Annotated in this window: 4 protein-coding genes; all 4 read right to left on the bottom strand. The window is 63.0% G+C overall.

Features of this window, described 5'->3' with window-relative positions:
* Positions 1-55: 55 nt before the first annotated feature.
* The 4 genes from ACVW0Y_RS18595 to ACVW0Y_RS18580 are packed head-to-tail and all read right to left on the bottom strand — an operon-like array spanning position 56 to position 14,843.
* Entirely contained in the window at positions 56-3,718 is a 3,663-nt protein-coding gene (locus ACVW0Y_RS18595) for a DUF4132 domain-containing protein (RefSeq protein WP_457440294.1), read from the bottom strand.
* 35 nt (positions 3,719-3,753) lie between these two features.
* Entirely contained in the window at positions 3,754-7,413 is a 3,660-nt protein-coding gene (locus ACVW0Y_RS18590) for a DUF4132 domain-containing protein (protein WP_457440292.1), read from the bottom strand.
* A 47-nt stretch (positions 7,414-7,460) separates the two neighbouring features.
* Entirely contained in the window at positions 7,461-11,135 is a 3,675-nt protein-coding gene (locus ACVW0Y_RS18585; protein ID WP_457440290.1) for a DUF4132 domain-containing protein, read from the bottom strand.
* A gap of 42 nt (positions 11,136-11,177) precedes the next feature.
* The gene (locus ACVW0Y_RS18580; protein WP_457440288.1) at positions 11,178-14,843 is read right to left on the bottom strand and encodes a DUF4132 domain-containing protein; all 3,666 of its coding nucleotides are present in this window, start codon (positions 14,841-14,843) and stop codon (positions 11,178-11,180) included.
* Between the last annotated feature and the right edge of the window lie 75 nt (positions 14,844-14,918).

The raw sequence follows: 14,918 nt of genomic DNA, 5'->3' as shown, positions 1-14,918 counted from the left end.
ATCAAAGAATTCATCTATCCAACTGCGCCGGCTCTGGCCCATGTTGGCGTGAAGGTTACAACGCGTGCTCGCTCAAGGTCTGTGCCTGAGCCAGCAAGGTATTGAGAAAAGCCGGTGGTAGTTCGCCCAGGGCGATCATCTCCATGCCCTCGGCACTGCGGCGTTGCACCACGAAATCATCGATACTGACCGTGTCATCCGCCTCGAAGTACACGTCGATATCGCCGTGGTTAAGCGTCACCTCCCAGCGCCCGCCATCGAGTATCCACGTGTGCTGGTAGATCTGCGCACCGTCGCCGGCGGTGCCTTTGGTGTAACCCCATTTCTCGACAAGACTGCCGAACTTGCCGCGATTGAGGTGCTGACCTTTGGCGCGCGCGACGCTATAGCCGGCCAGCTCTTCTGGTTCAGGCACGACCACCGGCGTGGTCCATTGTTCGATCGGTGACTCCAGCTTGTAGTCCTTGAAGTGTGCGGCCCACGCGCTGCGCTCGGTTTCGTCGAGTTCCAGCGGGTGCGTGGCATGCACCTTGGCACCGGCGGGTAGGCTGTAGGCGTCGTCGTGCAGATCGAGCAATTCGCCAGCGCCGTCCGGGCGAAAGCGCTGCAAGGCTATGCCTTGCTCGTCCACGGCCGACCACACCACCGACTGGGCGATTACCGCCATCAGCGGCTGGTCGAGGAACAGCTTTTGCCAGGTGGCGTTCGGCCAGGCGGTGCCGAGCTGGAACAGACGGGTCAGGCGTTTGCACTGTTGCTTGAACACCGGCTTGAGGTTCTTGCTCAGTACCTTGAACTGGCTTTCGGCCAGGCTGCGTTTTTCCGCGTCCTCTCCAGCCTTGGCCTTGGGCAAACTCTTGCTCGCTTTGCCGTTTTCATCCAGCACCACCAGGCTAAGGTCCGGGCGCATGCGGGCGACGTAATGATAAGGCCCGACATCCAGCAGCAAGCCGTCGTGGCCAAGGCCAAAATCGGGCACCAGTTGCTCAAGAAACTCATCCAGGCTCATGCCCTGCCGCGCTGCCGCTTCACCGAGCGCCTGTTCGGCGCTGGCAGTGATCGACTCGGAAAACTTGCGGCTTTCCCACAGGTCCCGCGCTTGCGATACACCAAAGGCGCCGGGCAACAGACACAGCTGACGCATGGCGGCGCTGGCTTTCTGTTTGCGCACTTTTTTCCAGTCCTTGATCGCTGCCACCAACTCGTTGGCGATGCGCTCGTCGCCATATACCGGCAAGGTCAGCAGCAACCAATCCGCTTCACCCGCACCATTGGCCGCCACCCACTGCTGCACCGCCAGCAGGGCAAAATCCGCACGCCGGCTGGCCGGCAACAAGCTCAGCAATTGCCGGGCACGACGCGGCAATTGTTCATCGCCCTCACTCAGAATGCTGAGCAACTGCAAACCCAGCGCCTCCCCCAGCGGGGCCAGTACGGCGGCAAACGCTTCGTTCCAGTATTTGGCAGCGGCCGGCGCCACCTTGAGGGTGGCCGCCTGCTGTTGCAGGGTTGCCAGTTCGGCACCCAGCCATGGATCAAGCCCTGCGAGCGCATGGCCGCCGCGCTCCAGCGCATCCAGGCTGAGGCCACGGCTGTAGTCATCATGGGCGCTGTCGGCAAAGTGCTGGCGAATCAACTGCGCCACCGCCGGGTCGTTGGCCAGGGCCATACCGATCAGCGCCAGCTTGCGCGCCTTGGGGGCGGCCGCCAGCAACCCCGAGGCGTCGATGGCGGCGCCCGTGCAGCGAGCAATCAGGGCAACAGCAGGTTCACGAAGTAATTTCGAACTGCTGCTGTACAGCTTGCTCAGGCTTTCCCGGCACGCCACCACGGCGTCGCTGTCAAAAAGCTGCAACAGCTTGATCTGGGCCTTTTCTTCCAGCACGGCAAAGGCTTGAGGCCAAGCGGCCAGGGCGCGCGCCACGGCGTCGGCCGCCAACGGCGGTTTGGCGCTGCCGGAAAACCACGGATTGCTTTCCAGCAGGTAGGCAGCGGCCATTGCCGGCACCAGTTGCAAGAGCGTTGTAGGGTGCCGGCCCAGGGCGGCAATCTGCGCGCCGAGGTAGTGGCCCGATGCGTCGGCGATGTAGGCGTGCCACGGTGCCGCGTCCTCGGCAAACAAGCGCTCGGCCAATTCCACCACGGCGCTGGCGTAGTGAACGCTGCATACGCCCTGCAACGAGGCCTTGGCCACTTGTACCCGTTGTTCAGCGTTGGCTTTGTCCCACAGCAGTTGCCAGCGCGACAGATCATCGCGATTGAGCAACTCGGCAGTCAGGTAATCGATGAATTCAGCGGGGTACGCCGCACTGGCCTTGAGCAGCAATGTCCAGTTTTGCGGGTGCTGGCGGTAGGCATCGGGGCGTTCGCGTTGCTCCCAGGAGAGTTCATCGTCGAGCTGAAACACAGTCGCTACCCGAAACAGCCGGTAAGCCGCGAACGAACGCAACACGGCGTTGCGGCCACCGAGGTAGCTATAGAGGTAGTCGCCATTGTCGACTTCCTCAAGCAGATCGCGCGGCATCGGGTGGTTGCCCGAATCGCGAAGATAACGGGTGATCAGCTCGTGCCATTGCGCCTCGCTGCAATGGCCGATCAGCAGTTCGAACGCTTCCTCGCGGCTACGGCTATCGAGCTGATCCATTACCTCCAGGTACCAGTTCAGTGCCTCAGGTGTACGTAGCCGAGGTTGCAACTGCTTGCAGCGGGCCAGCAGGTGTTGCTCGTAAAGCAAGGCTGCTTGCGGGCGAGCTTGGCGAAACTCCGCAGAAAAGCGAACGCGCCGCAGGCCCTCGTCGGGAATCCAGCCGAGCAATTGCGCAAACGCGCTCGGCGTACCGGCAAACAGCGCGCCCAGGTTCACCTGCTCGAACAGCACGATCAGCGCATTGCCAGACAACCACGCCTCACTGTTCAACATTTCCTTGAAACGCGGGCTGCGCACCAGCGCTTGCAGCAAGGGCAACAGGCACTGGTGACGCACGCCCAACTCGACACGCGCGCCTTCGTTCGTCCAGGTATTCATATGGGTAACGCAGTCGTAGGTCGCCAGCAGCACGTCCACCCAGTGCTCATCATCCAGGCCGTCGCGCAGCAGCTGTTCACGCACCAGCAACAGCAGCGTGCGCAAGCCGTCGAGCCTGGCTGCCATGCTGTAGTCCAGCACCCCCTGGTCTGCCGCCAGGGCCGTGGCCATGGCCTGGCTATCGGCGCCGGCCGCACGCCACCAGGCCGTGACCGCCACCCACTCGCCAGTGCCCGCGGCCAATTGCTCAGCCCAGGCGCGGAGACCTTGGCCGAGCACGCTGTCGCTGTTGGGCTGCCAAAAACCGACGTCCGGCAAAATCAGCTTGGCCAGGTCGAACGGCCGTAGAAACGGCGCCAGCAGCAACACCAGGCGCTCGCCCCGCTCGATCCAACCGGCGTTTGGCGCATCGGCAAATGCCCAGTTATGCAGCTTCTCAGGCTCACCATGCATCGCGAACAGGCCCTTGGGCTTGCCGCGGGTGAACGAGGTCTGGGTGGCCAACTCCGCGCGCCAACGCTGCGGCAACATCTGCCCTTGCAGCCAGAACGCTTCGATAGCCGCAAAATCCAGCCCGGCAGCAATGCCCTGGCCGGCATAAGCAGCCTTCAGCGCAGCCAGAAAACCTGGTTCATCCCTGCTGGCTGCAACGCTGAGAAACGCCTGAAACCGTTGTTCGTCGAGTGTGCTCATCGGTGCTATCCGTGCAAAAAATTATTGAGCCGGGCTTACAGCGCATGGGCTTCGAGGGTTTGCGCCTGGTGCAGCAAGGTGTTCAGAAACGCTGGCGGCAGTTCACCCAGACGCTGCGGGGCAAAACCCTCGCCTTCACGGCGGTGTACCTGAATGTCTTGCAGACCGACCTTGGCGTCCGGGTCGAAGTACACGCCAATGGCGCCGTGGTTGAGGGTGACGCGCCAGCGGCCGCCGTCCAGTAGCCAGGTGTGCTCGTTGATGCGCCCGCCACTGCCGGCCTGCCCGCGGCTGTAGCCCCATTTTTCCAACAGGTTGCCGAGCTTGCCGCGGTTGAGCTTCTTGCGTGCCGGCAGGGCCAGGCGGTCGGCGGCCATAACGTCAGCCGGCGGCACCAGCACCGGGGTGGTCCACTGTTCGATAGGCGACTCCAGCTGGTAGTCCTTGAAGTGCGCCACCCAGGCGGCGCGCTCGCTTTCTTCCAGCTCCAGCGGGTGGGTGGCGTGCACGATGGCGTTGGCAGGCAGACTGTAGGGCTCGTCGTTAAGGTCGATCAATTCGCCCCCGGCTACCGGACGGAAGCGCTGCAGCGGCTGGCCCTGGCCATCGTTGGCGGACCACACCACGGTCTGCGCGATTACCGCCATCAGCGGGTGCTGGATAAACAGTTTTTGCCAGGTGGCGGCCGGCCAGGCGCTACCCAACTGGAACAGGCGGGCAAGACGTCGGCTCTGCTGCTTGAACACCGGTTTGAGGTTTTTGCTCAGGGCCTTGAAGTGGTTTTCCGCCAGGCTGCGTTTGTCGGCATCCTCGCCGGCTTTGGCTTTGGGCAGGGTTTTGCTGGTTTTGCCGTTCTCGTCAATCACCACCAGGCTGAGGTCGGCGTGCATGCGCACCACGTACTGATACGGACCGACATCCAGCAGCAGGCCCTTGTGGGTCAGGCCGAAGTCGGGCACCAGCTGTTCGAGCAATTCACTGAAGATCATGCCGCGCCGGGTGGCGGCCTCGGTGAGCGCCTGGCGGGCGGCGATCAGCACGGCATCGGAGAGCTTGCCGTTTTCCCACAGGTCGCGGGCCTGGAACACCCCGTAGTCGCCCGGCAGTTGGCAGAGCAACTGCAGGGCGGCGTTGGCTTTCACTTTGCGCAGTTTTTTCCAGTCGTTGACCGCTTTCACCAACGCATTGGCCACCCGCTCATCACCGAACTCGGGCACGGTGAGCAGCATCCAGTCCAACTCTCCCGCACCATTGGCGGCGATCCACTGCTGCACGCTGAGGAAGGCAAAATCGCTGCGCCGGCCGGCCGGCAGAAACTCCAGAATCTGCCGCACGCGCCGGGGAATCTGCTGGCCGCCATCGAACAGCAGAAACATCAGCTGGCGCCCCAGCGCTTCGCCCAGTGGCGCCAGCACTGTGGCGAACTCGTCGTTCCAGCGCTTGCTGACAGCAGCAGGAATCTTTACCCCCGCTGCTTCTTTCTGCAGGCCGGCGAGGTCGATTTCGGCATGGCTATCAAGGCTGGTCACCGCCAGTCCGGCGCGCTCCAGCACGTTGAGGCTGAGGCCGCGGCTGTAGTCGTCGTGGGCTTCGTCGTTGAAGTGGCGGTTGACCAGTGCGGCCATGGCCGGGTCGCTCGCCAGCGCCATGCCCAGCAGCACCCATTTGCGCGCTTTGGGCGCGGCATTCAGCAGCCCGGACGCTTCAATGGCGGCGGCGCTGCTGCGGGTGAGCAAGGCGAGCACCGGGTCATGCAGGGTTTTCGAGCTGCTGTTGAACAGCTTGGCCAAGGGTTCGCCACAGGCCACCAGGGTGCTGTCGTCGAACAATTGCAGCAGGCGCAGGCGCGCTTTGTCATCCAGCACGGCAAAGGCCTGCGGGCATTCCACCAGGGTCTTGGCGGCGATGGCGGCCGCGCTTTTCGGGTTGCGTGCCACGTGGCGCGCCCAGTCTTTGTCGGCCACCAGAGCGCGGGCGGCCAGGTGCGGCACCAGTTGCATCAACGCGGTTTTCTGCTTGGCCAGGGCGAGAATCTGTTCATCTGCAGACCAGCCGCTTTCCTTATCGATATAGGCGTGGAAAGCCTCGGGGTGCTGCGCGTACAGGCGCTCCATAAACGCGATCAACGGCGCACGGATGTACTTCACCTGCAGCGTCTGCATGCAGGTGGCGGCCACCTTGGCCTTGCCCTCGGCCGTCGTCACATCCCACAGCAGTTGCCAGCGCTCCAAGTCGTCGCGTTGAATCTCCTGGTCAAGGATCTCGATGAACAATGCTGGAAACGCCTCACTGGCCTGCATCAACAGCGGCCAGTTCTGCGGGTGTTTGGCGTAGGCGTCGGCGCGCTCGTCGTTTTGCTTTTCGCTCACCAGGCGAATGGTCGCCACGTCGAACAGATACGTAGCCGCCCGCGCGCTGAGGGTGGGGTTGCTACTGCTCAGGTAGCTGTAAAGGTACTCGCCATTGCTGAAGTTTTTCAGCAGCTCCCAGCTAAAGTCCTGCTCCTCGTCACGCGGGCTCAGGTACTGGGTGATCACCTGATGCAACTGCGCTTCATCGCCACTGCGTTTGAACTGGTCGAGCACGTCGCTGAACAGGCGGCCGGACAGGGATTCGAGAATGCTCAGGTACCAGGCGCGGGCCTCGGGCGAAGTGCTGCGCGGGGTGAATTCTCCAAGGCGCTGATAGTGCGTTTGCTCGAGTATCAGGGCCGCTTCGGGGTAGCGATCGGCAAAGGATTCGGTCGCCTTTGTCCAGCGCAACACCGTTTCGGACAGGGGCGCCAGAAACGCCCGGAAGCCATCGGCACTGTCAGCAAACAGGCCGCCAGCAGCATAGCCGTTGAGCAACCGGCCGAGGATGTCGTAGCCATATCTATCGGGTGCGGCGAGCATCTTGCCCCAGCGCGGGTCGCCGACCAGCGCTTTGAGCAACGGCAAGCTGAACTGGTGCAAGCCGCCCAACGGCACGTCGAGCTCTTTGGCGGCGTTGCTGTCTACCAGTACCTTCATGCAGCCAAGCAAGATGTCGACACTGAAGTCGTTGGTCAGCGTGCCCAGCAGCAATTGCTCACGAACCAGCACCAGTTGCAGACGCAGAGCGCCCAGGCCGTCAATGCGATAGGCCTCCAGGGCGCCTTTGCCGGGCACCAAAGCAGCGGCCAGCGAGTTCGGTTGTGCCCCGGCGCTGCGCAGCCAGGCGTTTGTTTCACCCCACTCGCCAGTGCCTTTACCCAGGTGCGCGGCCCACTCCCGCAGCCCGGCACCCAGGGTGGCGTTGGCTTTTTTGTAGCGACCGGCGTCGGTTCGGTGATCGCGCGGCAGAAACACCGACGCCAGCGGGTAGAACTCCAGAAGCGGCGCCAGCAACACCACCAACCATTCCCCGCGCGCTATCCAGCTCGCATCCGGGGCACCGACAAACAGCTTTTTGTGAATGGCGTCCATGGCCACATAGGTGCCATCGCCGCTGTAACTGCGCTGGCTGAACGGCATCTGCGTGGCCAGTTCCTTGCGCCAGTCCAGCGGCAGCACTACGCCTTGCGCCCAGGCCGCAGGAATGGCGGAAAAGTCCAACTGCTTGCCGATGCCGACGTCGTTGTAGCCGGCGTTGAGGCGGGCAAAAAAGTCGGCTTCATCGACGCTGTCACCCAGGTTGGCAAAAGCCTGAAATCGTTGTTGGTCGTGCTTGAGCATGGCGTTCCCTGCAAAAAGTAAAAGGTCACAAACGGGCCGTCAGGCCCTTACAGCGCATTGGCTTCCAGGGTCTGCGCCTGGCTTAACAAGGTGTTGAGAAACGCCCGCGGCAGATCCCCCAGCCGTTGCCGCTCAAAGCCCTTGGCGCCACGCCGGTGCACTTCGATGTTCTCCAGGCTGACCTTGGCTTCAGCATCGAAGTACACGTCGATATCACCGTGATTGAGGGTCACCAACCAACGCCCACCATCAGCACGCCAGATGTGTTCATTGACCCGCGCACCGTCGCCGGCCTGGCCTTTGATATAGCCCCACTTCTCTACCAGACTGCCGAACTTGCCGCGGTTGAGTTGTTTACCCGCCGGCAGCGGCAAGCGGTCAGCCGCGAGAATCCCGGCCTCGGGCACCACGATCTGAGTGGTCCACTGCTCGATCGGCGACTCCAACTGGTAGTCGGCAAAGTGCGTCACCCAGGCGGCGCGCTCGGCTTCTTCCAATTCCAGCGGGTGGGTGACGTGCACCACGGCATCGGCCGGTAGGCTCCAGGGCTCGTCATTGAGGTCGATCAGCTCACCGCCCTCGGCCGGGCGAAAGCGTTGCAAAGGCTGGCCGTGGGCATCGTCCGCCGACCACACCACCGCTTGCGCCAGCACCGCCATCAGCGGGTGCTGGATAAACAGCTTCTGCCAGGTGTCGCTCGGCCAGGCGCTGCCCAACAGGAACAGGCGCGACAGGCGTTTGACCTGCTGCTTGAACACCGGCTTGAGGTTCTTGGCCAGGGCCTTGAACTGGTTCTCGGCGACACTGCGTTTGTCGGCGTCTTCCCCTGTTTTGGCCTTGGGCAGGCTTTTGCTGATTTTGCCGTTTTCATCCTGCACCAGCAGGCTCAGGTCCGGGCGGATGCGCACCACGTACTGATAGGGGCCAACATCCAGCACCAGCCCCTGATGGGTAAGGCCGAAGTCGGGCACCAGCTGTTCGAGGAACTCGCCGAGGCTCATGCCACGCCGCTCGGCTGCCGCACTCAGCGCCTCTTTGGCGGCTATTTCGATGGAGTCGGAAAACTTGCCGCTTTCCCATAGATCACGGGCCTGGGAAACGCCGAAGTTGCCCGGCAACTGGCAAAGCAGATGCATGGCGGCACTGGCTTTCACCTTGCGCACCTTTTTCCAGTCCTTGATCGCTTTTACCAACTCATTGGCGATGCGTTCATCGCCGTAAAGCGGCAACGTCAGCAGCAGCCAGTTGAGCTCCACCGCCCCGTTGGCGGCCGCCCATTGCTGCACGCCAAGCAAGGCGAAGTCGCTGCGCCGGCCAGCGGGCAGCAGGTCGAGCAGATGACGGGCGCGGCGTGGCAACTGCTCGCTGGCTTCGAATAGCAACTGCAGCAGTTGCAGGCCCAGGGCATCCTCCAGCGGTGCAAAGAGCGTGGAGAATTCTTCGTTCCAGTATTTGCTGACCGCCGCCGGAATTTTCAGGCCCGCGGCCTGCGCCTGCAGGGTCGCCAGGTCGGCATCGGCCCAGGCATCCAGACCGGCCAGGGAGTAGCCGCCGCGCTCCAGCGCATCCAGGCTCAGGCCACGGCTGAAGTCGTCGTGGGCCGGGTCTTTGAAGTAGCGGTTGACCAGCTCCAGCCCTGCCGGCTCGCTGGTCTTGGCCAGGCCGATCAACACCAGCTTGCGCGCTTTGGTGGGCGCAGCAAGCAGGTTCGCGGCTTCGATGGCCGCAGCGCTGCTACGGGCGATAAGCGCCACCGCTGGCTCGCGCAGGGTTTTCGAGCTGCTGGTGAACAACTTGGCCACGGCGTCGGCACAGGCCAGCAACGCGCAGTCATCGAACACCGCCAGCAAGCGAATGCGCCACTTTTCGTCGAGTTCGGCAAACGCCTGCGGGTACGTCACCAACGCCCGTACCACGCCGGCACGAATGGCCAGATGGTCGGGGTCGGCGTCTGTGGCCCACTCGTCATCGACGGCCAGATAGCGGGCAGCCAACGCGGGCAGCAGTTGCAACAGCGGCGTTTCAACGCGGCTGAACGTTTCGAGCTCGCTATGCAGGTAGTAACTCTCGCCGTGGGTAATGGCCCGAAACCAGGGCTCGGCGCCCTGGGCGTACAAACGCTCGACCACAAGTAGCGCCTGCGCGCCATACCGCTTGTGGGTGCAGGCTTCCAGAAACGCACCGGCCACCTGCACGCGCGCCTCCCCCTCTACCTTGTTCCAGACCAATTCCCAGCGCTCGAGGTCGTCACGCTTGAGGGTATGAGCCTGCAACGTGCCGACAAACAGGTTCGGATAACGCTCGCAGGCCCTGAGCAACACCGCCCAGTTCTGCGCATGCTTGACGTAGGTGTTGGGTAGCTCGTCGTAGCTATCTTCGGTGTCCGCCTGGCTCGGCGCTTCATCAGGCTGCGTGGTCGCCAGTTTGAACAGACAGTCGGGCAGCTGGTTGCGGAACAACACGTTCTTGCAGTCCAGGTAGCTGTACAGATGTTCGGCATTGTTCAACCGCGCCAACAGCTCCCAGGGAAAGCGCTGCTCTTCACGCGGGCACAGGTACAGGCTGATCATCTGGTGCAACTGCTCGGCCGTGCTCCTGCTTCCCACCTGGTTGAATAGTTTTTCAAAAAAGTAGCTGTCGAGCTGGTCGATAACCGACAGGTACCAGGCCTGAGCCTCAGGGGTATCGAGGGTGGGATTGACGATCTGACGCCGGGCAAACAGGCGTTGCTGGTACTTCAATGCGCAATCGGGATACTGCAGGGCCAACGCCCCGGTCAGTTCCAGATTGGCGAAGCTCATCCCCGTGGTGTTGTTCACCAGGTGCAGGTAACGGTCGTTTGGCAGCACCACCAGCTCAACCGCCCGCAGGTCCTGAAACAGCCCCTCGACCAGCCACCGCTCGGTGCCGTCCTCGTCCGTCAGCATCTGCTCCAGACGCGGACTGGCGCACAGGCTGCGCAGCAGCGGCAACGTGTAGTTGTGCAGCCACAGCAAAGGGCTTTGCAAGTGACGTATTTCCCAGGTCGGCGCCAGGTTGCGCAGGTGGGTCAGCAGCAAATCGATCCAGCTGTCATCGCTGGTCTGGTCGAGCAGCAAGCGCTCGCGCACCAGAACCAGCAGCAGGCGCAAGCCAGAAAGGTCCACCACGTTGGCAACCGACACGGTGCGCTCGGCCAGAATCTCGGCGAGCATGCCGGGCGCAGCGCCGGCGGTTGCCAGCCAGCGATTCACCGGGCCCCACTGCCCCGTACCGTCGGCAATTTGCTGCGCCCACTCCCGCAGGCCCGCGCCCAGGGTGGCGTCGTAGCCGCTGTCTTGGTCGGCGCTGAGCGTACTGGTGTCCAGTTTCAACACGTGGTGCAACGTGCGGGGGCGCACCAGCGGCGCGCACAGCACGGCCAGGTGCTCGCCCTGCGCCAGCCAGTGCGCCGCCGGCTCGCCAGTGAACAGGGCGCTGCGCAAACGCTCGGACGGTTTGAAGCTGTCGAAGTAGTCGTACGCCTGCTGATCGATCGGCGTCTGCGCCGCCAATGCCTGGCGCCAGTCCAGCGGCAGGTCTGTACCGTTCTCCCAGGCGCTTTGCAGCTCGGCGACATCCAGGCCCTGGCCAATACCGAAGCCCTGGTACACCTGTTTCAGGCGGGCGAAAAAATCGACGCGGTTTTCGCAGTTGGAGAGTTCGATAAACCCCTTAAACCGTTGTATGTCGTGCTTGATCATTTGCTTGCGCTCCTTGCAAAAAATACGGGCCAAACTGGCTGACTACAGGGCCTGCGCGCTTAACGCGGCGGCCTGTACCAGCAAGGTGTTGAGAAAGGCCGGCGGCAGATCGCCCAGGCGTTGGCGGGCAAACCCCTCACCGTCGCGACGGTGCACCTGCATGTCGTGCAGGCTCACGGTGGCATCGGGATCGAAGTACACGAAGATATCGCCGTGGTTGAGCGTCACCAGCAGTTGCCCGCCGTCGAGCAGCCAGGTGTGTTCGCACACCTGCGCGCCATCACCGGCCTGGCCTTTGCTGTAGCCCCATTTGTCCACCAGGCTGGCGAACTTGCCGCGGTTGATGAGTTTGTCAGCAGGTAGCGGCAAGCGGTCGGCGCTCAGCAGCTCCGCATCGGGGACAAGCACCGGGGTGCTCCACTGTTCGATTGGCGATTGCAGCGCGTAATCGGCGAAGTGCGTCACCCAGGCGGCGCGTTCGGCCTCGTCCAGTTCCAGCGGGTGGGTGGCGTGCACCACGGCATCGGCCGGCAGTTGGTAGGGCTCGTCGTTGAGGTCGATCAGTTCGCCGCCCTCTGCCGGACGGAAACGCTTGAGCGGCTGGCCCTGGGCGTCGTCTGCCGACCACACCACCGACTGGGCGATCACGGCCATCAACGGATGCTCGACAAACAGGCGCTGCCAGGTAGCGGTCGGCCAACGGCTGCCCAGCTGGAACAGGCGGGTCAGGCGTTTGCTCTGCTGTTTGAACACCGGCTTGAGGTTCTTCGCCAGGGCCTTGTACTGGTTTTCCGCCAGGCTGCGTTTGTCGAGGTCTTCACCGGCTTTGGCCTTGGGCAGGCTTTTGCTTGTTTTGCCCTTTTCGTCCAGCACCACCAGGCTCAGGTCGGGGCGCATGCGCACCACGTACTGATATGGCCCAACATCCAGCATCAGGCCCTGGTGGGTCATGCCGAAGTCCGGCACCAATTGTTCGAGAAACTCGGCCAGGCTCATGCCCTGGCGCTGCCCGGCTTCGGTAAGCGCCAGCTCGGCAGCGCTTTCGATGGATTCGGAAAACTTGCCGCTCTCCCACAGCTCACGCACCTGGGCCACGCCGAAGTTGCCGGGCAACTGGCAGAGCAGGCGCATGGCCGCGCTGGCTTTCTGTTTGCGGGCTTTTTTCCAGTCCTTGATCGCTTTTACCAGGTCGTTGGCAATGCGTTCATCGCCGTACACCGGCAGTGTCAGCAGCAGCCAGTCGAGCTCGGTGGCGCCGTTGCTGGCGATCCATTGGCGCACGCCGAGCCAGGCGAAATCACTGCGCTGGCCTGCCGGCAAAAAGCTCAGCAATTGCCGCGCACGCCGCGGCAAGCGTTCGCCACCGCTGTAGAGCAGGTGCAGCAATTGCAGGCCCAGCGCCTCGCCCAAGGGGGCCAACAGCGCGGCGAATTCGTCGTTCCAGTATTTGCTCACAGCGGCCGGAATTTTCAGCCCCTGCGCCTGGGTTTGCAGACTGGCCAGGTCGAGCTCGGCCCAGGGGTCGAGGCCCTTCAGCGACTGGCCGCCGCGCTCCAGGGCATCCAGGCTGAGGCCACGGCTGTAGTCGTCGTGGGCTTTGTCGCCGAAATGGCGGGTGATCAGTTCGAGCATGGCCGCCTCGCTGGACAGTGCCATGCCGATCAGCACCAGCTTGCGCGCCTTGGGAGCTGCTGCGAGCAGATTCGCGGTGTCGAGGGTCGCAGCGCTGCTGCGTGCGATCAGCGTGACGGCCGGTTCACGCAGCAGCTTCGAGCTGCTGGCGAACAGCTGCGCGAGGGTGGCGGCGCAGGCCAGTACAGCGGCATCGTTGAACAGCGGCAGCAGTTTGATCTGCGCCTTTTCTTCCAGCTCGGCAAAGGCCTGTGGGTGGGCAGCCAGGGCACGCGTCACATAAACGCTGGGCAATGGCGCTTTGGTGCCGCCGCTCATCCAGCCGCTGCTGTCCATCAGGTAACGGGCGGCCATCGCCGGCAGCAGCTCCTGCAACGGTGTATCCAGTGGACCGATTACCGCGATTTCCTGGCACAGAATTCTGCCATCCTCACTGGCGACTGCCGCGTGCCAGGGCTCGCGCTGTTGTTGATAGAGGCGCGCGGCCATTTCCAGCACGGCTGGGCCGTAGTACTTGTTGAAGCCCACACCCAGAACTCGCTGTGCCATCTCCACGCGGTCTTGCGAGTCAAGTCGGTTCCAGATCAATTCCCAGCGGCTCAGATCGTCGTGATCGAGGTTGTAGGAGCGCAGGGTGTCGACAAACACCGCCGGGTAGTTGCCCGAGGCTTCGAGCAGCAGCGGCCAGTTGTACGGGTGACGGATGTAGCGGTAGGGGCGCTCGAAGTCGTCATCGTCTGAGGGCTCGTCCGTCTCATCGCGCGTCGTGGCCACACTGAACAGACGATCGGCGGCCTTGCGGTGTAGCCATGGGTTGTCGCCAGCCAGGTAGCTGTAGAGCCAGTCGGCATTGTCGATAAATTCCAGCAGGCAATACGGGTAGTGCTGGTCCGCGCGCGACAGCAACACGCCAGTGATCAGCGGGTGCAAACGCTGCTCACCTATCTTGTCCATCAGCTGTTCCAGCACGGCATTGAACGTATTCCCGGACAGTTGCCCAAGCACCTGTTCATACCAGGCCAGACCTTCCTCGGTGGTCAGCCGCGGCTTGAGTTGCCCCAGACGCGCCAGCACCTGCTGCTCCCGAATTAGCTCGACCTGCGGATAAAGGCGCACAAACTCCTCGCTCGGGGCGAGCCAGAGCAGGCATTCGTCGGACATGCCATCAATCAGCGCACGAAAGCTTTCCGGGGTCTGGCAGAACAAGGCCGCCAGGTCGAACTTGTGGAACAGTCGGCAAATAGGTGAGTCACTGGTGAGCCCGTCCTGACTGGCGAGCACCCGCAGCCGTGGGCTACCGGCAAGCACCTGAAGCAACGGCAGACAGCAGTGGTGATGCAGGTTCTCGGCCGCCGCTGGCTCACGGTGGTACCAACGCTCACCGACCCATGAGTTCACCAGCAGCAGATTGATCCAGTGATCATCGCCAGGCGCGCCCGCCAGCAGTTGTTCACGGACCTTGATCAACAGCAGGCGCAGACCGGCAAGGTCGGTTGCCCACTCATAGGTCAGCGCCTGGTCGTCTTCGGGGATGGCGCTCAATAGCCGCGCCGGATCAGCGCCGGCCTGGCGCATCCAGGTATATACCGCCGCCCACTCGCCGCTGCCGTCAGCCAATTGCTGCGCCCAATCGCGCAGGCCGGCGCCCACCGTGGCGGCAAAATCGTGATAACGCTCAGGCTGGGCAGGGTCGGTATGAAACCACAGGATGGACGCTAGATAACGGCCCTCCAACAGCGGTGCCAAAAGCATGACCAGGCGCTCGCCACGCTCCACCCAGGCAGCGCACGGCGCATCGGCAAACAGCCTGCGGTTATGCCACTCCATCACGTTGAAGGTAAATGAGCGTTGGTACGGAAAAAGGTCGACTGGCGTTTGTGCCAGCAGCGCCAAACGCCACTCGCGGGGCGGCATCTGGCCCTGCTCGCAGGCTGTTTGCAATGCCGCGAAATCCAGACCAACGCCAATCCCGACGGCCTGATAGGCGCTGGCGAGCAGCGGGAAAAACTCGGCTTCGTTTTGGCCCTCGATAAGCGTTGCAAAGGCGTCGTAACGGGCTTCATCGTGCTTGATCATGGCGCAGCGCTTCCTTGCAGAATTGAGTACCGAGTTGGCCTGCTGGCGACAGTAACCTCAGCGTTGCACATGCTG

Source organism: Pseudomonas sp. TE3786 (assembly GCF_054057335.1).
The sequence above is the reverse complement of the archived record's forward strand: the minus strand, read 5'-3'. Positions and strand labels throughout refer to the sequence as shown.